This is a genomic window from Cohaesibacter gelatinilyticus, from assembly GCF_900215605.1.
Classification (GTDB): domain Bacteria; phylum Pseudomonadota; class Alphaproteobacteria; order Rhizobiales; family Cohaesibacteraceae; genus Cohaesibacter; species Cohaesibacter gelatinilyticus.
The window spans coordinates 1,834,402-1,857,610 of sequence record NZ_OBEL01000001.1; the positions used below are offsets into that span (position 1 = coordinate 1,834,402).

18 protein-coding genes are annotated in these 23,209 nt (G+C 50.5%); 6 read left to right on the forward strand and 12 right to left on the reverse strand.

The window, feature by feature from the left end:
- Positions 1–86 precede the first annotated feature (86 nt).
- The 3 genes from CRO57_RS08260 to CRO57_RS08270 all read right to left on the reverse strand — a co-directional run bounded on the left by CRO57_RS08260 (position 87) and on the right by CRO57_RS08270 (position 4,853).
- Positions 87–1,676 carry an ABC transporter substrate-binding protein gene (locus tag CRO57_RS08260; RefSeq protein ID WP_097152790.1) on the reverse strand — a complete coding sequence of 530 codons (1,590 nt, stop codon included), beginning with the start codon at positions 1,674–1,676 and terminating at the stop codon, positions 87–89.
- A gap of 254 nt (positions 1,677–1,930) precedes the next feature.
- A complete protein-coding gene (locus CRO57_RS08265) occupies positions 1,931–3,751 on the reverse strand; it encodes an aminopeptidase P family protein (protein ID WP_170955995.1) in 1,821 nt (606 codons plus the stop codon).
- 148 nt (positions 3,752–3,899) lie between these two features.
- A complete protein-coding gene (locus CRO57_RS08270; RefSeq protein ID WP_097152792.1) occupies positions 3,900–4,853 on the reverse strand; it encodes a LysR family transcriptional regulator in 954 nt (317 codons plus the stop codon).
- A 397-nt stretch (positions 4,854–5,250) separates the two neighbouring features.
- Between CRO57_RS08270 and CRO57_RS08275 the strand changes: the two genes are divergently transcribed.
- The 4 genes from CRO57_RS08275 (at position 5,251) to CRO57_RS08290 (ending at position 9,765) form a co-directional block, all read left to right on the forward strand.
- On the forward strand, positions 5,251–6,297 hold the full coding sequence (locus CRO57_RS08275; protein ID WP_097152793.1) for an ABC transporter substrate-binding protein: 1,047 nt from the start codon (positions 5,251–5,253) through the stop codon (positions 6,295–6,297).
- 248 nt (positions 6,298–6,545) lie between these two features.
- On the forward strand, positions 6,546–7,829 hold the full coding sequence (locus CRO57_RS08280; RefSeq protein ID WP_097152794.1) for an ABC transporter permease: 1,284 nt from the start codon (positions 6,546–6,548) through the stop codon (positions 7,827–7,829).
- Positions 7,830–7,832: 3 nt separating this feature from the next.
- A complete protein-coding gene (locus CRO57_RS08285; protein ID WP_097152795.1) occupies positions 7,833–8,660 on the forward strand; it encodes an ABC transporter permease in 828 nt (275 codons plus the stop codon).
- 13 nt (positions 8,661–8,673) lie between these two features.
- Positions 8,674–9,765 carry an ABC transporter ATP-binding protein gene (locus CRO57_RS08290; RefSeq protein WP_210200787.1) on the forward strand — a complete coding sequence of 364 codons (1,092 nt, stop codon included), beginning with the start codon at positions 8,674–8,676 and terminating at the stop codon, positions 9,763–9,765.
- A gap of 169 nt (positions 9,766–9,934) precedes the next feature.
- Here CRO57_RS08290 and CRO57_RS08295 read toward each other — a convergent pair whose 3' ends face one another.
- Both CRO57_RS08295 and gabT read right to left on the reverse strand, forming a co-directional pair.
- Complete coding sequence (locus CRO57_RS08295) at positions 9,935–11,377, reverse strand: aldehyde dehydrogenase family protein (protein WP_097152796.1); 1,443 nt, start codon at positions 11,375–11,377, stop codon at positions 9,935–9,937.
- Positions 11,378–11,517: 140 nt separating this feature from the next.
- On the reverse strand, positions 11,518–12,816 hold the full coding sequence (gene gabT / locus CRO57_RS08300; RefSeq protein ID WP_097152797.1) for a 4-aminobutyrate--2-oxoglutarate transaminase: 1,299 nt from the start codon (positions 12,814–12,816) through the stop codon (positions 11,518–11,520).
- A gap of 183 nt (positions 12,817–12,999) precedes the next feature.
- On the opposite strand from gabT, the gene CRO57_RS08305 reads away from it, so the two are divergent.
- Positions 13,000–13,587 (forward strand): cupin domain-containing protein, encoded by a 588-nt coding sequence (locus tag CRO57_RS08305; protein ID WP_097152798.1) that lies wholly within the window; start codon positions 13,000–13,002, stop codon positions 13,585–13,587.
- 121 nt (positions 13,588–13,708) lie between these two features.
- Here the strand turns inward: CRO57_RS08305 and iolG are convergent, their stop codons facing one another.
- The 5 genes from iolG to CRO57_RS08330 form a co-directional block, all read right to left on the reverse strand.
- A complete protein-coding gene (gene iolG / locus CRO57_RS08310) occupies positions 13,709–14,698 on the reverse strand; it encodes an inositol 2-dehydrogenase (RefSeq protein ID WP_097152799.1) in 990 nt (329 codons plus the stop codon).
- A gap of 57 nt (positions 14,699–14,755) precedes the next feature.
- The gene (iolB, locus tag CRO57_RS08315; protein WP_097152800.1) at positions 14,756–15,568 is read right to left on the reverse strand and encodes a 5-deoxy-glucuronate isomerase; all 813 of its coding nucleotides are present in this window, start codon (positions 15,566–15,568) and stop codon (positions 14,756–14,758) included.
- A 14-nt stretch (positions 15,569–15,582) separates the two neighbouring features.
- Positions 15,583–16,482 carry a myo-inosose-2 dehydratase gene (gene iolE / locus CRO57_RS08320; RefSeq protein WP_097152801.1) on the reverse strand — a complete coding sequence of 300 codons (900 nt, stop codon included), beginning with the start codon at positions 16,480–16,482 and terminating at the stop codon, positions 15,583–15,585.
- 92 nt (positions 16,483–16,574) lie between these two features.
- Positions 16,575–18,467 (reverse strand): bifunctional 5-dehydro-2-deoxygluconokinase/5-dehydro-2-deoxyphosphogluconate aldolase, encoded by a 1,893-nt coding sequence (locus tag CRO57_RS08325; protein WP_097152802.1) that lies wholly within the window; start codon positions 18,465–18,467, stop codon positions 16,575–16,577.
- 191 nt (positions 18,468–18,658) lie between these two features.
- Entirely contained in the window at positions 18,659–19,477 is an 819-nt protein-coding gene (locus tag CRO57_RS08330) for a MurR/RpiR family transcriptional regulator (protein WP_097152803.1), read from the reverse strand.
- 138 nt (positions 19,478–19,615) lie between these two features.
- Here CRO57_RS08330 and CRO57_RS08335 point away from each other — a divergent pair, with 138 nt between their 5' ends.
- A complete protein-coding gene (locus CRO57_RS08335) occupies positions 19,616–20,752 on the forward strand; it encodes a Gfo/Idh/MocA family protein (RefSeq protein WP_097152804.1) in 1,137 nt (378 codons plus the stop codon).
- A 99-nt stretch (positions 20,753–20,851) separates the two neighbouring features.
- Here the strand turns inward: CRO57_RS08335 and CRO57_RS08340 are convergent, their stop codons facing one another.
- A complete protein-coding gene (locus CRO57_RS08340; protein WP_097152805.1) occupies positions 20,852–22,429 on the reverse strand; it encodes an HD-GYP domain-containing protein in 1,578 nt (525 codons plus the stop codon).
- A gap of 150 nt (positions 22,430–22,579) precedes the next feature.
- Positions 22,580–23,149: an NUDIX domain-containing protein gene (locus tag CRO57_RS08345; RefSeq protein ID WP_097152806.1), complete on the reverse strand. Its 570-nt coding sequence runs from the start codon at positions 23,147–23,149 to the stop codon at positions 22,580–22,582.
- Positions 23,150–23,209 lie beyond the last annotated feature (60 nt).

Sequence of the window (23,209 nt, forward strand, 5' to 3'; positions counted from 1 at the left end):
GGCGCAGCAATGCCTCTGGAACCCGGAATCTATCATCCAGTATAAACGAACAAAGGCGGGAAATCCCGCCTTTGCCTTGATCAAAATTACTTGATGTCAACACCGTAGAAAATGTGCCCCCCAAGCGGATCAATCTTGAAGTTGGACACTTTCTTGCTCACTGGTTTGTAAACAACAGAGTGAGCAATAGTTGCCCAAGGAGCTTCTTTCTTGAAGACCACCTGAGCTTCTTCATACAGTTTTGTGCGCATCGCAGCATCTGAGGTCTGCTTTGCTTTCAACAGCAGATCATCAAACTCTTTGTTACACCAACGTGCACGGTTGCCACCTGCCTTGGCAGCATCACAGCCGAGCAGAACATACATGAAGTTGTCCGGGTCACCATTATCACCGGTCCAACCCAGCAAAACAGTCTCATGTTCGCCATTGTTGGAACGCTTCAGATACTCACCCCATTCAAAGGTAACGATCTCTGCGTCGACACCAACAGCTTTCCAGTCAGCCTGAATAAGCTCGGCCATACGGCGAGCATTCGGGTTGTAAGGACGTTGCACAGGCATAGCCCAGATATTGGTTTTCATGCCGGATACACCAGCCTCAGCCAGTAGCTTCTTCGCAGCTTCAGGATCATATGGATCGTCCTGAACCTTGTCGTTGTAAGACCACATGGTTGGCGGGATCGGGTTTTTGGCAGCTTTACCAGCACCCTGGAAAACCGCATCCAGAATTGCCTGCTTGTTGATCGCCATGTTCAATGCTTTACGAACCCGAACATCCTTGAACTTGTCCATCTCATTGTTATAGGCCAGATAGCCAACATTGAGACCTTCCTGCTGCATCAGATTGATGGAGTCATCTTTCTTCATCGCGTCAATATCTGCAGGATTTGGATAAGGCATCACATGACACTCACCCGCCTTCATCTTCTGATAGCGAACAGAAGCATCGGGTGTGATTGAAAAGATCAGATTGTCGATTTTTGCCTTGCCCGCCCAATAGTCTGGATGCGCTTTATAGCGGATGACCGCATCTTTCTGATAGGCAACAACCTGGAAAGGACCCGTACCGACAGGGTTCTGGTCAAAAGTCTCCTTGGTGCCTGCCTTATCCATTGCTGCTGCATATTCAGCAGAATGAATAGATGCAAAATCCATGGCCATATTGGCGATGAATGGTGCTTCCGGCTTGGTCAGAACGAATTTGACCGTGTGATCGTCAACTTTGACAATTTCCTTGATCAGGCTGTCCATGGACATGCCACCGAAATATTCGTAAGTACCACCAGATACTTTGTTATATGGATGGTTCTCGTCTTTCTGGCGCATGAAAGAAAAGATCACATCATCAGCATTGAAATCGCGACTAGGTGTGAAGCCTTTGGTGGTGTGGAATTTCACGCCCTTACGCAGATTGAAAGTATATTCCAGACCATCGTCAGAAACGCTCCAGCTTTCAGCCAATCCAGGAACAACTTCCGTAGTGCCGATTTTAAACTCAGCCAAACGGTTATAAATGTTCTTGGATGAAGCATCAAAGGTGGTACCTGCCGTGTAAAGGGAAGGGGTAAAACCTTCCGGGCTACCTTCTGAGCAATAGACCAGGGTCTTTGCTTGCGCAGTAGCTGTCATGACAACAGCAAGCGCGGATGCAGCCAAGACTTTTGAAAGCAACTTCATGATGTTTCCCTCACAATTTTATTTTTGAATCCCGAACTTGTAAAACCCGCCCCTCCCATGAGGCACGTCTATCAAGCATTATTTTTATCGAGCCAGGATCTCCATCCCGGCCTACATTCTTCTGCACCAAAGTCGAATACAATATGCCTCGAAAAGCAATGGTCAAAACAGAATTTTGCACCTCTTTTCAGGGAAATATGTATACAAAATTTTTCCATAGCCGCATGAGAGGAAAGAAAACCCCCAAAGACCAATCAGCAGTTAGAATTTTGTTCCTTCAAGGGTCGCGTCTGCTTTTGCAACCAGAGAATTTCATCTTCATTCAAACAACTTTCCATCTCACATGCAACCTGTTCATGATAATCATCAAGCCAGGCAATTTCATTTTTTGAAAGCAAGGATGGATCAATCATGCGCGTCTGAATAGGAACCAGCGTCAGATCCTTGAAACCAAGAAAATCATTTCCGTCCGAGACGATCTCGATCAGATTTTCAATTCGAATACCAAACTTACCCGCTTGATAATAGCCAGGTTCATTGGTCACGATCATACCAGCTTCCAGCTCCACAGGGCGCGAAGGCTTTTCGATCTTCTGCGGCCCTTCATGCACGGAGAGGAAATGCCCTACCCCATGGCCAGTACCATGATCATAATCCATGCCATATTGCCAAAGCGGCTGCCGGGCAATCGCATCAATATGATGACCTTTGGTCCCAACTGGGAATTTCAACTTGGCAAACTGAATATGACCTTTGAGAACAAGCGTATAAGCCTTCTTCACTTCATCTGATACATCAGAGAAACAGACCGTGCGGGTCGCGTCGGTCGTACCCAGGAAATATTGACCGCCTGAATCGAGCAGGAACACGGAAGTCTCCAAAAGTTCGCCATTACTCTCTTCCGTCACCGAATAATGGCACATCGCACCATTGGCATCGACAGCGGCAATGGTGGTAAAGCTCGGCTCAATGAAGCCCTCAATTGCTTGACGCTCCGCCAAAATGCGCTCGGAGACTTCCATCTCGGAAATTGGATTGCCGGCCTTGGCGCGAGAAACTGCTTCTTCATCCAGCCAGCGAAGCGTACGGATCCATGCAGCAGAATCAATCTTTGCCGCTTCCGCAATACCAGCCCTCTCGGTCGGGTTCTTGATTGCCTTGGCAAAAGCAACCGGCCCGCGTTCCAGCGTAACTTGCCCACCAGCGCGCTCAACCGCTGCAAATGCCGCATATGGTGCGTAGTCAGGATCGATAAGAACCCGCTCATCACTTCCAACGAGCTCTTCAATAGAGGAAAGAAACTGGTCAGCCTCCTTGAGAACCACACCATTCAATCTCAATTCAGAGAGATCTTCGGGAAGCTTCTGACCATCCACGAACCAATGCCCTTCCCCGCTCTCGTTGAGCAAGAAGAAGGAATGCGGCATCGGGCTATAAGCCACATCGCCACCTCGCACATTCAAAAGCCAGGCAATTGCATCGGGCTGGGTTTCCACCAGCCAGTTACAGCCCTTGTCTTTCAAGCTTGCTGCGATCTCATTTTTCTTGTCGGAAGAAGCACGTCCAGCAAATTGCTCAGGAAAAGAATAGATATCTGCCATTGGCTTGGGCGGTTGGCTAGCCCAGATCCGGTCTACCAGATTTCCCTCAACGGCAGACAATGTCACCCCCGCCTGATCGCATCCTGCCTCAAACCGCTGCACCCAGCTCGTGGGCAGCAACATCGCATCAAAGCCAACTGTCCAGCCAGACTGACCATTCCGAGCAAGCCATTGCTCTAGCGGTGCTTCCACCAAATGAGAATAGGAGAAATGATCTGGCGAGGTCTGATTGCGTACCTGGACAGTATAACGTCCATCGACAAACAGAACAGCGTCATCTTTCGTGATCAAAGCCACACCGGCTGAGCCCTGAAAACCTGACAACCAGGCCAAGCGTTCATCATGGGGGGCTACATATTCACCCTGATGGGCATCAAAGCGAGGGACAATATATCCATCCAAACCATGAACTACCATTTCCATGCGCAAAGCTTCCAGTCGATCCACGGACCACATACTCGCCTGCTCAACCATCTTTCGAACGCCCTCTGGTTTGAATTCGCCATTCGCAGTATTTGAATATTTTATCCAAAAATCAAATGCTTTTTTCTCGGAGCTCATTCAATTGAGTGAGAAACTTCCCCCAAAACCAGATCAAATATCATGCAAGCTATTGACTTATTTAGAAAACGACCAGTGTTCCTGCCGTTGACGCTCGTTCGAATACATCTTTCAAAACAGAATGAAACGCGTTCACGATCAGGCCAACACCCTGCTCTTTCTGATGGATGGCATAGACGGCATTCTCCGTTCGGCCATTTTCGACATTCAGGGCCCGCATCTCTCCTTTTCGCACCCAACGAGCAGCACTGCGTGCTGGCAGAAAACCTAGATAAACGCCAGATTGAACCAACGCGAGACGAGATGAAATAGTAGGAGCCTGAGCATGAATATCCATTTTCTCGAAAAAACGAGAGAAAATCGGATCATGCCGCACATTCACATCCACAAAACGTTGTTCACGGAGCAGATCGACACTCAGTTCATCATCAGGCACATCGAAAAGAGGATGGTGTCTGGCACAATATAACTGCATCACTTCCTTGAAGAGCAGATCCATTGATAATGTCGGCATAGGCCGAAAAAGCGCAGTCATCCCCATATGCGCGGTTCCATCCAGCACTGCCTGCTCAATCACATCAGGTGAAGCGGAAGTCATTTTCAAAAAGATATCTGGATGCTGCTCGGTAAAGAGACGAATGGCCTCGCTCATTTCATCCTGTAAATCAAAGGCAAAATTGTCATCGACATAAAAGACCAGATCACCGGTCAGATTACCCATTGCCAGATTGATATGGTTGCGATAGCGCTCCAAATCTCCAAAGAGCTGCAAGGTCGCGTGATAAACCATCTCCCCTTGCGCCGTAAGAGAGAAACCAGACCGCCCCCGTTTACACAGAGTCATTCCCAGCCGGTCTTCCAAAGCAGACAGATCCATACTCACCGCCGATTTACTTTTGTTCAATGCAACCTGAGCAGGCGTTACACCGCCAGCTTTTACAATAGCCACAAACACCCGCAGCAACCGCAAATCTGCATCGGCAATATTGCCCCGAAAAAGTTTCAACGCTGGCATACTCACTCCACAATTCTTGAACTAAAGCCATTTTGGATATCATCCAGGAAACATAAAAAGACATTCCCTATCCTTTAGTATAGGAAAAATACAAGCCTTTTCGTCAAATTACGCAAAATCACACCCTACCATCTCTCATTCAGAGAGGCTGGTTCAGTTTTTATAGTTCAGTTTTAATTGAACTATAATCCATATTTTCATGAACGACAGAAAATAAATTTACAGGCAGGATGCACGAAATTCAGCTCCACAATGTCGCAGATCGAGATTGTCGCTGAACTGGCCCAATCGCCGATCTTAAAGAGGCGATGGACCCAACAAAAAAACAAATGAACTGGCCGCGTCACCTTCAACGACAAATTGGCCACATCACTATGATCAAGAGGGATCAGATCACATGCGTAAATCTTTCCTGGCCGCAGGCACCGCACTTCTGGCATTTTCCGCACTGAGCGTAGCGACACATGCACGCGACTTGACCGTCGTAAGCTGGGGTGGCGCTTATCAGGACGCTCAGCGTGAAGCTTATTTCGGCCCATATACCAAAGCATCCGGCAACAAGGTACTGGATGAGGCCTATAACGGCGAGACCGCCAAAATCAAAGCCATGGTCGAAACCAACAACGTGACTTGGGACGTTGTTCAGATGGAAGCGCCAGAGCTGGAAAATTCCTGTGATGAAGGCCTGCTGGAAGTCGTCAATTGGGAGAAGCTCGGCGGTCAGGACACCGTCATTGAACCAGCCATTATCGGCGAATGCGGCGTTGGCACCATTCTGTGGTCCGTTATTCTGGCTTATGACTCCGAGAAACTCGGGCAAGACGGCCCAAAAAGCTGGGCTGATATGTGGGATGTCAAAAAATGGCCAGGTAAGCGTGCACTGCGCAAAACCGCCAAATTCACCCTCGAAATCGCTCTGATGGCTGACGGCGTACCAGCCGACAAAGTTTATGAGACCCTCGCCACCAAAGAAGGCATTGATCGTGCTTTCAAAAAGCTGGATGAAATCAAAGAGCATATCCAGTGGTGGGAATCCGGCGCGCAGCCTCCACAATGGTTGGCATCCGGTGATGTTGTCATGACCACCGCCTATAATGGTCGCATCTCAAAGGCCAATGACGAAGGCCGCAAGTTCAACACCTCATGGAATGGACAGATCTACGCACTGGACGGCTGGGCAATCGTCAAAGGCACCCCAAATGCAGATAAAGCCTATGATTTCATCAAATCTGCTACCCAGCCAAAAGCTCAGGCACAGCTATCCGCCAAAATTCCTTACGGCCCAACCCATAAGGATGCAGTAGCCGCAGCTGACGAGAAAACTCAAAAGCGCTTGCCATCCAACCCGGCCTACTTGGAAGGCGCTTTGGCTTCCAACACCGATTTCTGGGTTGAGAATGTTGAAGATCTAAACCAGCGCTTCAACAACTGGGCATCTCGGTAAAATGAAACTCCATCTGCCAGCCCGGTCACCCTTCTGTCCAGGCAGGCAGATAAAGAGCCAGCAGATTTTGCATCACAGCAAATTCTGCGATCAGAAAAAGCCAACCTGCCCTTGGCTTTTTCTGATCCCTGGCTCTCACAAGCTTATCAACAGCGCTGCTTTAAATCCTGAGCGCCCCTCTTCTCCCTCTATACGGGTTGGACTAGAGCTGTGCTGGACATAAATTCTATCAAGTCAGGATTGCCTCTATGGCCGTAAGCTCGCAAACAGCCCCACTGACCGATGACAGACAGCCCCAATTGGGGTTTGATCCGAAGAAGCTGAAAGCACAATTGCGTGTTGCAGAGCGTCGCAAGACCATACGCGCCCTCACCCTTGTTGCTCCATTATTTCTCTTCGTACTGGTTTTCTTCCTTTTCCCCATCGGCTCATTATTGGAACGCTCCGTCAACAGTCCCGAATTTGTCACGATTTTTCCTCAGTCTGCGGCAATTTTGGAGCAATCTGACAATCTTGAAAACCTCGATGAGCAAGCCTTCTACGCAGCTCTCTTCACCGAGCTGCGCACCTCTGCCAAGGAACGCACCTTCGGTCCTGTAGGACGCCGCCTCAATCAGGACGTGCCCGGCTTTATTTCTCTGTTCAAAAAGACCGCTCGCAAGATCAAGAAGGAAAAGAAAATTCCGAGTGATCCCAAGGCATGGTTCGTGGAAAAACATGAGAATTGGGCAAATCCGACCTACCTGCATGCCATGAAGCGTGCTTCCAGCGCCTGGACTGATTTCTACATGCTCACAGCGCTGGATTTGCAACGCAATGATGCAGGCAACATCCAGGCGGTTGATGAGCAAAAGGCTCTCTTTGTCGACATCCTCATCCGAACCATGGAAATCAGCTTCGGCGTCACCATCATCTGCGTCATACTGGGTTATCCTGTGGCTTGGGTATTGGCCCATGCCTCTGACAATGTGCGCAATGTCCTGCTGATCGGCGTTCTATTTCCTTTCTGGACATCACTCTTGGTACGAACTGCCGCATGGATCATCGTTTTGCAGAAAGAAGGCCCCATCAATTCCTTCCTGCAGACCCTGCATATCATCGATGAACCTCTGCAACTGGTCTTCAACCGCTTTGGCGTCTATGTGGCCCTGACCCACATCCTGCTGCCATTTTTGGTACTGCCGCTTTATTCGGTGATGAAAGCGATCCCGAATGACTATATGCGCGCGGCCAAAAGTCTTGGCGCCAAGCCATGGGTTGCTTTCTTGCGGGTCTATTTCCCACAAAGCCTGCCTGGTCTGTCCGCTGGCGCCATTCTGGTCTTCATTCTCTCCATTGGTTACTACATCACGCCAGCATTGGTTGGCGGACCAAAAGATCAGATGATTTCCTATTTCATCGCCTTCTATACCAATAACACCATCAACTGGGGTCTGGCTTCCGCACTTGCTTTCATCCTTCTGGTGGTCACCCTCGTCTTCTACTCGCTTTATCAGCGCGTGACAGGCGGCAAAGCAGGCATGGGAGTATAAGACATGATCAAACTCGATCCTTCCCTGTCAAAAAGCGAACGCATCAGCGTGATAGCAACATGGATTGCCGCCCTGCTGGTTATCCTGTTCCTGATGGCGCCGATCATCACAATCGTGCCGCTATCCTTCACATCTGACAGTTTGCTCTCCTATCCTATTCCCGATTGGAGTCTGCGCTGGTATGAAGTGTTGTTCGGATCTGAAATGTGGATGCGAGCACTTTGGAACTCGCTCTATATCGCCTTCTTCGCCACCATCCTGGCCATGATCCTTGGCACAGTGGCGTCCGTCGGCCTGACCAGTCCCAACTTCCCTTTCAAAGGGGCTGTGATGGGTCTGCTCCTGACCCCGATGATTGTTCCTATCATCATCACGGCTGTTGCATCCTATTTCTTCTATGCCAAGCTCGGACTGACCAATACCTATCTCGGCATGATCCTGGCACACGCGCTGCTCGGAACACCCTTTGTGGTGATCACCGTGACAGCAACTCTGCTGGGCTTTGACACCAATCAGGTCCGTGCGGCTTATAGCTTGGGTTGCAAACCTATCCCGACTTTCTTCAAGATCGTGGTTCCGCAAATTCAGCCCGGCATCATTTCCGGCGGCCTGTTTGCCTTCGTCACAAGTTTCGATGAAGTCATCGTCGCCCTTTTCATGGCTGGCACCGAGCAGTTCACCCTGCCACGTCAGATGTTTGCCGGCATTCGTGAGAATATCGACCCGACCATCGCCGCCGTCGCCACCGTTATGATCCTGATCTCGCTTGTCCTGCTATTGGGCGTTCAATGGGTAACCGCCCGTAGCGAGAAGCTTAGGAACAAGAAATAAGAGAGAGTGACCAATGCTCATGCAAGATAACAAAAGCTTCGTCCGTTTCGAAAATATCCAGAAAACCTATGATGGCGAGACTCTGGTCATCAAGAACCTCAATCTGGATATCGCCAAGGGTGAGTTCGTCACCTTGCTTGGCCCCTCCGGCTCAGGCAAATCCACATCTCTGATGCTGCTCGCAGGCTTTGAACAGCCAACAGCTGGCACCGTCTATCTGGATGGCAATCCGCTGAATTCCGTTCCGCCATATGAGCGTAATATCGGAATTGTCTTCCAAAACTATGCCCTTTTCCCGCACATGACAGTGCTGGAAAATATCGCGTTTCCGCTAACTGTCCGAAAGATGGGGAAAGCGGAAGCCATGGAGCGGGCTCAAAAGGCACTGGATATGGTGCGGTTGGGGGCGTTCGGGGATAGACGCCCCACCCAGCTTTCCGGTGGCCAACAGCAACGCATCGCCGTAGCCCGCTCTCTGGTCTTTGATCCAGCCCTCGTTCTGATGGATGAGCCATTAGGAGCCCTGGACCGCAAGCTACGCGAAGAAATGCAGATCGAGATCAAGCATATCCATGAAAATCTCGGTGTGACCATTGTCTTCGTAACCCACGATCAGGACGAAGCTTTGACCATGTCCGACAAAGTTGCGGTCTTCAACGATGGCATCATCCAGCAATATGACACACCAGCTACGCTGTATGAAAAGCCATCCAACACCTTCGTAGCCAGCTTCCTGGGCGAAACCAACATGCTCAAAGGTTCCATCAACAAGCAGGCTGAAGGCAAGGCAGAAGTGAAGCTGGCTTGCGGATCTACAATTCTGTCAACTGCGGTCGATCCGCACGACAACGGTGACCCGACCACCCTTTGCATTCGCCCTGAGCGCATTCAGCTGAAAGAAGATCATGGCGATGAGGATAATGGCCTGCATACCACTGTTGTAGAAACCATCTATCACGGAGCCTTTGCCAAGGTCGTTCTGGCGCTGAACAGCGGAGAACAGCTCAAAGCGCTGGTTCGCGCAGGCAATATCAACGCCGACCTGACTCCAGGTCACAAAATTCTGGCAACCTTTGCCAGCGAGGACGCTAGAGCCCTCGCATAAATTCTTCTCCCGGCTCCGGGGGCGGCGGTCTCTGTCCCCGGAAAGGAAGGTAAACTTAAGCCCATCCGCTTTTGCGTGATGGGCTTCTTTTTTGTGCAAACATTCTGTTATCAAAAAAAGCCGGAAGCATCCCTGCTCACGGCCTTGTCTGTTTTATCAAATAGCTGATTTAGCCAGCAAAGGTATAAGCGGTTTTCACAGTGGTGTAGAATTCCGCTGCATAACGCCCCTGCTCACGAGAGCCATAAGAAGACCCTTTACGGCCGCCAAATGGCACATGATAGTCAACGCCAGCCGTTGGCAGATTGACCATGATCATCCCAGCCTCGGAACGACGCTTGAATTCACGTGCAGATTTCAGATTACTGGTGCATATACCTGAGGACAGACCGAAGTCAGTATCATTGGCAACGCTAAGCGCTTCATCAAAATCAGCAACTTTGATCACACTGGCACAAGGGCCAAAGATCTCTTCGCGAGATACGCGCATTTGGTTGGTTGCATTCAGGAACATGGCCGGACGCTGATAATAGCCTTCGGTCTTGCCGTTGATCTGCTCACCACCGACAACTTCCGCGCCTTCCTGCCCTGCAACGGCAACATAATCCAAATTGTTGGCGAGCTGAGATTGCGACACCACAGGACCAATCTGAGTTGCCGGATCACAGGCATCACCAATCACCAGCTTACCCATGGCTTCATTCATCTTTTCAACGAACGCGTCGTGAATGCCTTCCTGAACAATTAGCCTGGAAGAAGCCGTACAACGCTGACCGGTTGAGAAGAAGGCCCCATTGAGACAAGCTCCTACGGCAACATCCAGATCGGTATCATTCAACACAACCATCGGGTTTTTGCCGCCCATTTCCAGCTGTACTTTTTTCAAGCCTTCCGCCGCTTTCACAGCAATTCCACGCCCGACAGGAACAGAACCGGTAAAGGAGATGGCATTGATTTCCTTATGCGCCAGCATGGCATTGCCAACCACGGAACCGGAGCCCATGACAAGGTTGAACACACCAGCAGGACATCCAGCTTCTTGAATGATCTCCGCCAAAGCATGAGCAGAAGCTGGTGTAATTTCGGCGGGTTTGAAGACGATGGTGTTGCCATAGCAAAGGGCTGGCGCAATCTTCCATGCCGGAATGGCAATCGGAAAGTTCCATGGGGTGATCATACCAACCACGCCCACAGGCTCACGAGTTACATCGACATCAATGTCAGGACGAACAGATGCCAATACATCACCCGCATTGCGCAGGGCTTCACCAGCGAAGAATTTGAAAACCTGAGCAGCACGAATAGTCTCGCCAATGCCCTCAGCCAGTGTCTTGCCTTCTTCACGAGATAGCAGAAAGCCCAGCTCATCCTTACGAGCCATGATCGCATCAGAGACTTTATCCAGCAGATCAGCACGTACTTGTGGAGATGCCAGAGCCCAACCCGGCAAGGCCTCATTGGCGGCAGCCACTGCAGCATCGACATCAGCGGCTTCTGCTTTGGCATAGAGACCAATCAGGTCAGCAACATTGGATGGATTTCGATTCTCAGATACATCAGCACCATCAACCCAATTACCGGCGATCAGATTTTGAAAAACGCTATCAGCCATAACCACTCCAGATCATTTGTATGCATTCAATTTTCGCAGCTTTTCGCCACTTCCCGGCCCCCAATATGGGCCACAAAAAAATGCGCATGAGAGGAAAAACATACCCTCATGCACATGCTTCATCCACGCAAAAATGCCTTTTACGCATTTGCCGTCTTGGCAATAGCAGCCTCGACAGAGGCTTCAATCATGTCCAGCGCCTCATCAACCATCTCGGTTGGAGTGGTCAGTGGTGGCAGTAGACGAATGGCATTTCCACGGGTACCGCAAGGCAGAATGATCAGACCGCGCTCTTCTGCTTCCGCAACAATCGCACCGGTCAGTGCTGCATCTGGTTGATTGACATCACCATCCTTGACCAACTCAAAGGCCACCATGGCACCAAGGCCACGGACATCGCCAATCACTTCCATACCCTGACGCTGGGACAGAGCTTTCAAACGAGCTTGAATGCGATCCCCAATCTCATTGGCTTTGTCGCAAAGCTTCTCTTCTTCGATCACATCCAGCACTGCATTCGCCGCAGCAACGGCCAACGGATTACCGGCATAGGTACCACCAATACCGCCAACAGGAGCAGAATCCACGATCTCTGCACGGCCAGTCACAGCGGAGAGCGGGAAGCCACCGGCCAGCCCCTTAGCCATCACAGTCAAGTCCGGAATGACACCGGAATGTTCAAACGCAAAGAGCTTACCGGTGCGGGCCATACCTGCCTGAACCTCATCAGCAATCAGCAAAATGCCATATTGGTCAGCAAGTTTACGCAATTCTTGCAGGAATTCGGTCTGCGCAATATTGAAACCACCCTCGCCCTGAACAGGCTCAATAATGAAAGCAGCCACACGCTCAGGATCAACCGATGTTGCCAGCATACGGTTCAGCTCGCCCATGGCATGCTCGGTGGTGATGCCATGATAGTTGTTCGGGAATGGCGCATGCATCACTTCAGGCGGCATCGCACCGAAATTCTTCTTATACGGATTAACCTTGCCACACAAAGCCATACCCATCAGCGTGCGACCATGGAAAGCACCGGAGAAAGCAATCACACCAGAACGTCCGGTGTAAGCACGCGCCATTTTCACCGCATTCTCGACGGCTTCTGCACCAGTGGTGACCAGCATGGTTTTCTTTTCGAAATCGCCCGGCGTCACTGCATTCAGGCGCTCGGCCAGTGTCACATAGCCTTCATAAGGCGCCACATGGAAGCAGGTATGCGTGAAGCTCTCGGCCTGTTTGGCAACAGCCGCCATAACCTTTGGGTGACGATGACCGGTATTGTTCACGGCAATGCCAGCCGCAAAATCGATGAAGCGACGGCCGTCCACGTCCCACAATTCAGCATTTTCAGCTCGTTCTGCATAAATGCCACGTGTGGCCACACCTTGCGCGATGGCTGCAGTGCGCCGATCCTTCAAAGCGGCTGTCTGAGTCATGCATTTTCTCCAATGCTCAATAATTCGACATACAGAACCATATCAATGCTCAATATATTGCGCAATTCATTTCTCACTCTTTTGACATTTGCCAGCAGATTGCTATTTTGAGACAGGTGAGTCAGTCCTTGCACGCAATCAGGTCGATCCAAGCAGGGCACAACGGCAATCAGGACGAGAAATATGACGGATTCTGAGCAATTTGAGGTAGGAAGTCGGTTGAAGGAGCTGCGTCAGTCTGCGGGCCTCTCCCAAAGACAACTCGCCGATCTTGCCTCCGTTCCCCACGGACAGATCTCCATGATCGAGACCGGCAGATCCAGCCCATCCGTTGCTTCCTTGCGCAAGATATTGGGCGGCATGTCCATTACCATGTCAGATTTCTTCGCACCGGATAAACCCCTCAATCAGGAAATCTTCTTCACGCCCAATGATCTGATTGACCTGACAAGTCAGCTCTACAAGGACGATAATCCAGAGCAAGCGCGCATCTCCCTCAAACAGGTCGGCAATGCCAAGGCCCATAACCTGCAAATCCTGCAGGAGCGCTATGAGCCAGGCGCGGACACTGGTAAAACCCATCTGGAGCATGACGCCAACGAAGGCGGTATCGTCATTTCCGGAGAGATTGAGCTGACGGTAGGCGATCAGACACGCATACTCAAAGCCGGTGACAGCTTCCTGTTTGACAGCAACCAGCCCCACCGCTTTCGTAATGTCTCTGACCGTCCGGCTGAAGTCGTCTCAGCCTGTACCCCACCCTATCTTTGAGCAACCCTTACAATTGCAGGTACAAAAAAACCCCGATCAAAAGATCGGGGTAAGTTGAGTATCAGGCCGGACAGCAGGTCTCAACGCTGCCCAACCAGGTTGGCCAAAAAACTCTCAGGGGTTATGAGAGTTTTACAGATTTGCCGGTCTCAAGGGATTGAACAGCAGCATCGGCCAGTTCCAGAGCTTTCAGGCCATCGATTCCGCTCGGATAGGATCTCTCCTCACCGGCCAGAATGGCGCAGAAAGTCTGAAGCTCGGATTTGTAAGCTTCGGCATAACGCTCCATGAAGAAGTCCAGAAGCGGATCCTGGCTATAGCCTTCTTCATTGGCGATCACGACAGTGGTCGGGCGCATATTCTCGGCACTTGCCATGCCTTTGGAACCATGGACTTCAACGCGCTGGTCATAACCATAACTCGCACGACGACTATTGGTGATGACAGCGATTTTACCAGAAGCGGTACGAAGGGTTGCAGTAGCGGTATCAACGTCACCAGCCTCGCCGATTGCAGGATCGGTCAAAACGGAACCGGTAGCGGACACTTCAACGACTTCTTCGCCGAGCAAGAAACGCGCCATGTCAAAATCATGGATCATCATGTCACGGAACAAGCCGCCAGAACGCTTCACATAATCGATCGGTGGGGCGGATGGATCACGAGAGGTGATCTGTACCAACTCGACATTACCAACCTTGCCAGCATCAAGTGCTTCGCGAACCTTTGAGAAATTCTGGTCAAAACGGCGGTTGAAGCCGATCATCAGCTTTACGCCTGCTTTGTCAGCAGTTTTCAAACAAGCGCGAACACGCTCAGCGCTGAGGTCAACCGGCTTCTCACAGAAGATCGCCTTGCCAGCCTGCGCAGCTTGCTCGATCTGATCTGCATGCAGATCGGTTGGTGTTGCAATGATAACGGCATCAATTTTGTCATCATGCATGATCTGCGAAACTGTTGCCTGACGCGCTCCGGTCAGAGCAGTTACAAAAGCAGCCGCTTCGTCAACCGGATCGAAAACAGCAGTAATTTCTACATTATCCAGCGCAGCAACAGCGCGCGCATGTGTCTGGCCAATACGGCCGGCACCCAAAAGACCAATTCTGATCATTCTATCACTCCTGTTCAGGCCTGGAGGAAATCCGCCAAGCCTGAAATTTTGCATACCTTATTGCTTGGCATCGCGTTGCGCGATCCAATCGTGATCTGGATGATTTTTGAAGCGCCATTTGCGCATTGGGCCCGCCATGACGTTGAGATAATACATCTCATAACCATAAGGCGACCCACATGGATGATGGCCTTTTGGAACCAGAACCACATCTCCATCATCCACGGCCATGGTTTCATCCAGCTCGCCATCTTCAGTGAAAACGCGCTGAATGCCATATCCTTGCTTGGGGTTGAGACGATGATAATACGTCTCTTCCAGATAAGTCATATCCGGATAATTGTCTTCATCATGCCGGTGCGGCGGATAGCTGGACCAGTTGCCTTGAGGGGTAAAGACCTCGGTTACCAGCAGACTGTCAGCAACATCCCGCTCTTCCATGGCGATGGCATGGATATACCGGGTATTGGCACCCTTGCCACGCTCTTCCTGCTCAATCTCGTTCGGATCCAGCACTTGTGCTTTGTGCCCACCATTGCCCGGAGCCGTGCAGATGGCCAACACACATTTGGTGGTGGCTTTGGCGGACCACTCAGCCCCATTCGGAATATAGACACAATGAGGTTTCTTGCGCTCGAACACGTCCATGCGGTCGCCCTGTTCACCAAAGCTAACCCCATCAACTGTAATCTCGGCCTTGCCCTCGACAAGCACGAGGATGACCTCACGATCACCGGTAGCCTCGGCAGCGTCTTCACCAGTTTCGAGATGATAAAGCCCAAAACCGACATAGCCCCAATTTGCATCCTCTGGCGTGATGTCATGCACCTTGCCAGACGTTCCCTTTGGTTTGCGAAGTAGATCCGCCATCATTCTTCTCCCGATCAGGATTTATCCAAGCCAGCTGATTTTGCCATCTCTTTCAGAGATGCCAAACCAAGAGACTGATATTGATATGGGTTACGCACATCTGGATCCTGCTCGGCTTCAATCACCAGCCAGCCTTCATAGCCATGATCAGCAGCAACCTTCAGAACCGGCTCGAAATCCACGCAACCATCTTCATCACCAGGAACGGTGAAGACACCACGGCGCACACCTTCCAGGAAGCTCAAACCTTCAATCTCGACCTGCGCCTTGATATCGGAACGAATATTCTTGGCATGCAGGTGAGACACCCGGTCCATATACTTCTCAGCCAGTTTTGCAGGATTGGAACCACCAAACAGAGCATGACCGGTATCAAGCAACAGACGTGTCTTGGGACCGGTATTGGCCATGAAAGCATCAATCTCGGCCTCAGACTCAACGATCGTACCCATATGATGATGGTAGACCAGTTCAATGCCCTGCTCTGCACAATAGGCAGCAATCTCTTCCACGTCAGAACCGAACTTCTCCCATTTGTCCGCAGCAAGCTTCGGACTCTTGGAAAGAGGTGCATCATCATTGCCATGAATAGCATTGGAGGTTTCGCATGTGATACAAACCTTGCAGCCCATGGCTTTCAGCAAATCAAGATGCGGCTGTATTGCCTTTTTCTCTTCTTCCACACTGTGCGCCAGAAGGTTCAGGGAATGCCAGCCGGAAACAAATTTCAGGCCATGCGGATCCAGGGCTGCCGCCAACGCATCTGGCTCTGTTGGCATCTTGTGGCCTTTTTCAATGCCATCAAAACCAATTTTGCCAGCTTCAAACAAACACTGTTCCAAAGGGATATCAGCACCAAGGGTCTGATCATCATCATTGGACCACGCAATCGGGTTGGTACCATAAAGAAGCATCTGCGCCTCCCCCAAACTTTGCTCACATTCGAGCATCTTCAACTAAATTCATTGCAGGGCTTTGACGAAAGCCACTTGCTACAGGGTGTTTTCTAAAGGCCTCTGGCCTCATCCCAGGCAGCACACAGGCTTGCAAAGCGGTCACGCATTTGCTCAACAGCCTGATCATCATCAATCTTGTCAGCCAACCAATCACGGGCAACCTGACCAAAGATGGTGCGACCAATTGCAAAGCCTTTGACCAACTCATGTCTTGCTGCTGCAGCGAAACTTGCTTTCAGCTCGTCCATCGGCGCGTCAAGCCCCAATACCACGATGCCACGGCAATAAGGATCGTGTGCCTCAATGGCTTCACAAGTCTTGGTCCAAGCCCGATCAGATATCATTGGCTCCAGTTTCCACCAATCCGGATAAACACCCAGATCATAGAAGCGGTGGATGATCTTGGCAGTGGTCTCATCATTCACAGAGTCCGCTTTGGATGGAATGACTTCCAACAGGAATTCCAAACCATTGCTACGCGCAGCATCGGCAAGACGAATAACAGTCTCTTCTTGCTCTGCTTTCATCTCTTCGCTGTCATCTGGATGATAGAAGCAAAGCACCTTGACCACATGCTCCAGTGGCCACTCATTCAGATCAGACCCAAGATCCGGACCAATCTCAAGCTTCAGCGGACGAGTGCCTGGATCTTCCACCGGGCGCCCAATCCAAAGACCTTTTCCAACGGCATCAAACAATGCCTGCTGACCAAGGCGTGGATCACACAGAATGCCATAGCCATCGCGGCCATCAGCCACCTGCTCCGTTGCTTTCAAACAAAGCTGTTTGAACGGATCAATACGGTCAAATGGTGCCCCGGCATCACGCGCCATATCTTCCAACTGCATGCGATGATCGAAAGCAAACACACGCATATTTGGCCATTCGCCCTTGCGATTGGTGGACCAGTGCACCTGTTCCAGAGCTTCATTCTTGCGCAATGCTTTGGTTTCCGAGCCATTTTCAAGGAAGAATTGCAGCTCCTCCCAACTAGGGTAAGCAGGCGCGCAGCCATGACGAGACACAGCAAAAGCGCCACAGGCATTGGCATATTTCAGTGAGGTCGGCCAATCTTCGTCGCGCAGCCAACCGGTCAATAGACCAGACATGAAGCCATCACCGGCACCCAGAACATTGAACACTTCAATTGGGAAGCCTGGCCCAGACATGCCGTCATCCAAGCTATCTGGAATCGGACCGTCAAAGGCAGAAGCTCCCATTGGACCGCGCTTACAGACCAGAATGGCATCACTCTTCTCACGCACAGTCCGCAAAGCAGCAATGGTATCGGTCGTTCCGCCAGCAATATGGAACTCTTCTTCGGTACCCACAATCAGATCAAACAGATGCAAGGTAGATTGCAGTTTGGCAGTCACTTCATCGGACGCAATGAAGCGGTTCTCACCATCATCGTGGCCAGAAAGACCCCAAAGATTTGGACGAAAATCGATGTCCAGCGCTGTACGAGAGCCGTTGGCCCGCGCCAAATTCAGAGCCTTCAAAACAGCAGCTTCAGTCTTCGGATTGGAAAGATGCGTACCGGTAACAGTCACACAGCGCGCTTCTGCGATGAAATCCGGATCGATATCATCCTCACAAAGAGCCATGTCGGCGCAGTTTTCGCGATAGAAGATCAGCGGGAACTGTTCCTGATCGCGAATACCAAGCAGCACCAGAGCTGTCAGGCGCTCCGGATCAGTGATGACACCACGCACATCAACGCCTTCAGATGCCAACTGCTCGCGAATGAAACGCCCCATATGCTCGTCACCCACACGAGTGAGCAAAGCGGATTTCAAGCCAAGGCGCGCGGTCCCCGCTGCCATATTGGTTGGGGAGCCACCAATATATTTGTTAAAGGACGCCATATCTTCCAGACGCCCACCCACTTGGGCACCATAAAGATCTACCGAAGACCGACCAATCGTGATCACATCAAGCATGAATTCATCCTCCTGCGTCCCCTTTTTCTCACTTCACCATTCAGCTTGTTCAATCACCACACCAAACAAGCCCGATAAAGGAACGGCTCAAATTTCGAAATGGAATATATTTTCTATTTTGAAAAATGGCAATCAGAATTTTCCAAAATTTATTCAGGCGCTCCAATTTGTGCTGCCCACTGAAATTGAGCTTATTTGTCACCCCTATGGGTTCCCACAGCGACCGCCAGACAGATGGCCAGAGACAAACTTGCTGACAACGCACGGAACGCCCCAACATCCACCTCTGACACCAGCAAGGGAATCGCACCCAGCTTTTGCAATGGCCCCGCCATGGCGTCGGTAATCGCCACGACATTTGCCCCAAGATCCTTGGACGTAGCGACCAACTCAATCGTCTCAGCCGAATATGGCGCGAATGTTACAGCCACCACAGCATCCCCTTCACGAATGGAATGAGCTGCATTCAATTGCCCTACTCCATCATGCAAAATGGCAGGAATTTCCATTTTTTCGAACGCATAGGCCAGATAGGACACAACGGGGAAAGCTCTGCGATATCCAATCAGATGAATAACTGGCGCCTTGGCAAGCAACCCAATGCTGGCATTGAGATTCTCTTCATCTACACTGACCAGAAGCTTTTCCAGCGATACCCGACCAGCCTCGACGAAATCTGCCAATAGAACCGAAGGATCATCCGCATGACCATCCTGTAAATTCTGCAGACGCGTTGAATAATCTGGCCAAGCCTGCTTGAAGCTGTCGCGAAACAACCGCTGCATCTCGGAAAAGCCCGAAAAACCAAGAACCTGACAAAAGCGCATAAAGGCAGATGGCTGAACTCCTGCCTCTTCTGCCAGTTGCGAAACGGTTGAAACAGCAATTCTATCTGTATTCTCAGCTACATAATCTGCACATTGGCGCACCCGCTTTGGCATGGTTTCCTGCAATTGCACAAGGCGCTCGCGAAATTCTTCCATGGTTTGCGGGGCAGAAAGCGTCGACATAAATCACCACATCTAAAATATTCAAACGAATCTCAAATCAGCCACGCCATCATGCCACTTGACAGCAGCATGTTCCAAGTGCATAGAAGATTTTAGAATATATATTCTATTACGAAGAAATGCAGGAGTCTAGTCCACATGACTGTTCCAAAGACCGCTCTCAAAGTAGGCCTGATCGGCACCGGCTATATGGGCAAATGCCACGCGCTGGCTTATCGAAATGTCAAAGCAATATTTGGCGATGTGCCTGATCTGGGATTGGAAATGCTCTGTGAGCTGCCTCTGGACAAGGCCGCAAGCTTTGCAGATCAGTTCGGTTTTTCCCGTCACACCGATGACTGGAAAGCATTGGTCAACGATCCTGCAATCGATATCGTCTCGATCACCACGCCAAACAAATTCCATAAGGAAATGGCACTGGACGCGATCAAGGCAGGCAAGCATGTATGGTGCGAGAAGCCTCTTGCGCTGACACTTGAAGATGCCATCGAGATGACTGAAACAGCTGAAAAATCTGGCGTCAAAACGCAAGTCGGCTACAATTATCTTAAGAACCCGATCATTCAGGAAGCCAAGCGCCTGATTGAAGAAGGCGCTATCGGCCGCTTGTTGCATTTTCGCGGTGTCGTAGATGAGGATTATCAAGCAGATCCAAACCTTCCATGGACCTGGCGCGCCACCAAGGCAGATGCAGGCCTTGGTACCCTTGGAGATCTCGGCTGCCACCTGATCAGTGTCGCTTATGAGCTGGTCGGTCCGATCGAAAGCCTGATTGCAGACATGCAGACCGTCTATCCGACCCGCCCAATGCCTGATGGCAATGGTGTGGGCAATGTAGAGAATGAGGATATTGCCAGCGCCCTGCTCCGCTTTGAAAACGGCATCACCGGAACCTTCTCCAGCTCCCGCTCTGCGTGGGGTCGAAAGAATCATCTGATCTGGGAAATTCATGGTGACAAAGGCATGCTGTCCTTCACCCAGGAGCGCTTCAATGAATTGAAACTCTATCAGAATGAAGGCCCTGCATGCGGCCAGGGCTTCAAGACCATTCTGGCAGGCCCCACTCATGCGCCATACCAGAATTTCTGCCCGGCAGCAGGCCATGGTCTCGGCTTCAATGAGCTAAAAGTGATCGAACTTGCTGGCTTCTTGCAAGCCATTGCGGGCGATGAGGCCGCGCAGCCAGATTTCAAGGCGGCACTGGAGTTTGAAAAGGTCATCCATGCAATTGCCCGCGCATCCGACAATGGCAACCGCGAAGTGATCAATCCCTGAATTCAGGATGCTATCTCGTTAAAATGGTGAGCAAGAAACAACGGACCCGATCCAGATAAGAATCGGGGCCGCTGTCATTTCTAAATCAGTAAAGAGGGTCTAGGCTGCACCTCTCGCAACCGACCCCACTAGAATTCCTGGCTTGGCTTTCTCTACTTTTTCCAAACGCTCTTCAGATTTCTGCTCTACCTTGTCCGACATTTCCTCAGAGAGAACATTGATCTCTTTTTCAATCGAAATCAGCACTTCCACCAGCTCCGGATCAAAATGCTTGCCCTTGCCGTCCAAAATAATCGCCATCGCTTTGGAATGGGTAAAGCCCGGTTTGTAGACACGCGGTGAGCGCAGAGCATCATAAACATCAGCCACGGCCATCAGACGGCCAGACAGCGGAATATCCTCACCTTTCAGACCAGCCGGATAGCCAGAACCGTCCCATTTTTCGTGATGAGTCGCCGCGATTTCTTTAGCCATGGATAGGAAAGAACAACCACCCAAGGCTTGCTCAGCTTCATCCAACGCCTCGGCACCAATCTGCGCATGAGTTTTCATGATGGCGAACTCATCATCATCCAGCTTACCCGGTTTTTTGAGGATATGATCAGGCACCCCGACCTTACCAATGTCGTGAAGGGGAGCGGATTTATAAAGCAGATCAATAATCTCATCGCTCAGCTTGTCGCTCAATTCCGGCTTCATTCTGCGCAAAGCCTTTGCCAACATGGCAACATAAGTCTGGGTACGTTTCAGATGCAAACCAGTCTCATTATCCCGCTTGGCAGCCAATGAGATCAGCCCCATCATGGTCACATCCTGCGTGCGTACAAGTTCATCACGAGAGCTGCGCAATTGACCAATCATCTGATTGGACAGATCCGCCATATGGCCAAATTCATCATTGGTGGTAACAGGGATAAGCGCTTCCAGATTACCATCAGCAACGGCGCGCAACCCTTGTGTCTCGGCCTGAAGCATCGCGTCCAGATTGCGTGAATATTGGCGAATGACGCGAATAATATATGCTCCTATCACACCAACTACAAAACCCAGTTCAGCCATAATTGCCAATCCGGCCATTTGTAGATCCGGTTTTTCTTCTGCAATCCAGTGCAGATCCTTGTAAACCAGCAACAGAGACACAGTAGCAAGAACTACCAGATTGGCACTAGAGAAGAGAGCAAACTTTCGCTGGACAGACCAATAACGAACAGACAGAGGAAAGGGTGATCCCATCTTTCCCAAATACTGCCCCAAGCGATATTCCCGCTCCAAGGCCAGATCCAGAGAAATATAAAAACCACCGAAGACGAAGAGCACCAGAATTTTGCCACCACTTTCCAGCGGAAAGCCATGGACAAACAAATTATAAAAGGCCAGCGCACAGCCACCAAAAACGAATAATCCCAAATCCATCCAGGATGATTTGCGAATCCGGGTCGCTATTTCCTCACGTTCCAGATGACGCTTCCCAAGCTGTCGCATCCCCCATTGCAGACTCAACATCGCTGCGACCGGTGCCAGCAGCTCGAACATGCTCAATTGCTCAAGGAAAGGACAAACCTGATAGCCATAAAGAGCATAGACCATCAATAGAAGGCTATAATGGAGCGCTGCTCTCTTGCCGTCTTGGTCCCATGTCGGCAAATTGCCATCAATTCTTGCGCTGGAGTTGCTCATCCCACTCTCCTCATAGTCGGACAATAGAATGGGCAAGAATTTTTAAGATTCAGCTAAAACGAAAAATTACTGCAAAACCAGATAGATAGTTCAATAAAATCAGATCTACAAAAACAGGGAAAATTCGGTTTATTCTCCCCTCATAGCTTCCTACAAATCCAGCATCAAAGCTTGCAACAACATCAACAAACGTGGACAGCGAATAGTTCCCTCATCGCGCATGGCCATGGCATCCGTAATGGAAAGTTCGACCACTTCGATATCTTCATCCTCATCCATCTGACGCATTTCCGGACGTTGCTGACCAGAAACATAGCTTGCCAGAAACAAATGGGCCTTTTCATCTGCTGAAGAAGGATTGATATAGACCGTCGCAATCTGTCTCAGATCCGGCAGGCTGACGCCCAGCTCTTCCATTGCTTCCCGACGACAGGCGCTTTCAACCGAAAGATCCGTTTCTTCCATCCCCCCGGCACACGCTTCCAGTATCAGATCATCACCACGCACAAATACTGCAGGCCTCAACTGTTTGACGAGCAATACAGTCCCTGCTTTACGATCAAAAGGCAAAACAGCAACAGAGTCACCATCACACCAAACGGGCTCCGTTGTCTCATGGACGCGACCATCTGCGTAATGGGATTGAACGGTAATTAAGTCCAACTTGCCATCATGCTCGGCCAACTGACGACGCTCACGCAATTCATACCGGACTGTCATGGGAAAGATCTCATTGAAGGAAGGAAAAGAAAATATGATCGAAAATCAAATCAGATGACC

Coding starts and splice junctions, on each gene's coding strand:
- CRO57_RS08260 (WP_097152790.1), bottom strand. CDS start 1,676: ATGAAGTTGCTTTCAAAAGTCTTGGCTGCATCCGCGCTTGCTGTTGTC.
- CRO57_RS08265 (WP_170955995.1), bottom strand. CDS start 3,751: ATGGTTGAGCAGGCGAGTATGTGGTCCGTGGATCGACTGGAAGCTTTG.
- CRO57_RS08270 (WP_097152792.1), bottom strand. CDS start 4,853: ATGCCAGCGTTGAAACTTTTTCGGGGCAATATTGCCGATGCAGATTTG.
- CRO57_RS08275 (WP_097152793.1), top strand. CDS start 5,251: ATGCGTAAATCTTTCCTGGCCGCAGGCACCGCACTTCTGGCATTTTCC.
- CRO57_RS08280 (WP_097152794.1), top strand. CDS start 6,546: ATGGCCGTAAGCTCGCAAACAGCCCCACTGACCGATGACAGACAGCCC.
- CRO57_RS08285 (WP_097152795.1), top strand. CDS start 7,833: ATGATCAAACTCGATCCTTCCCTGTCAAAAAGCGAACGCATCAGCGTG.
- CRO57_RS08290 (WP_210200787.1), top strand. CDS start 8,674: ATGCTCATGCAAGATAACAAAAGCTTCGTCCGTTTCGAAAATATCCAG.
- CRO57_RS08295 (WP_097152796.1), bottom strand. CDS start 11,377: ATGGCTGATAGCGTTTTTCAAAATCTGATCGCCGGTAATTGGGTTGAT.
- gabT (WP_097152797.1), bottom strand. CDS start 12,816: ATGACTCAGACAGCCGCTTTGAAGGATCGGCGCACTGCAGCCATCGCG.
- CRO57_RS08305 (WP_097152798.1), top strand. CDS start 13,000: ATGACGGATTCTGAGCAATTTGAGGTAGGAAGTCGGTTGAAGGAGCTG.
- iolG (WP_097152799.1), bottom strand. CDS start 14,698: ATGATCAGAATTGGTCTTTTGGGTGCCGGCCGTATTGGCCAGACACAT.
- iolB (WP_097152800.1), bottom strand. CDS start 15,568: ATGGCGGATCTACTTCGCAAACCAAAGGGAACGTCTGGCAAGGTGCAT.
- iolE (WP_097152801.1), bottom strand. CDS start 16,482: ATGCTTCTTTATGGTACCAACCCGATTGCGTGGTCCAATGATGATGAT.
- CRO57_RS08325 (WP_097152802.1), bottom strand. CDS start 18,467: ATGCTTGATGTGATCACGATTGGTCGGTCTTCGGTAGATCTTTATGGT.
- CRO57_RS08330 (WP_097152803.1), bottom strand. CDS start 19,477: ATGTCGACGCTTTCTGCCCCGCAAACCATGGAAGAATTTCGCGAGCGC.
- CRO57_RS08335 (WP_097152804.1), top strand. CDS start 19,616: ATGACTGTTCCAAAGACCGCTCTCAAAGTAGGCCTGATCGGCACCGGC.
- CRO57_RS08340 (WP_097152805.1), bottom strand. CDS start 22,429: ATGAGCAACTCCAGCGCAAGAATTGATGGCAATTTGCCGACATGGGAC.
- CRO57_RS08345 (WP_097152806.1), bottom strand. CDS start 23,149: ATGACAGTCCGGTATGAATTGCGTGAGCGTCGTCAGTTGGCCGAGCAT.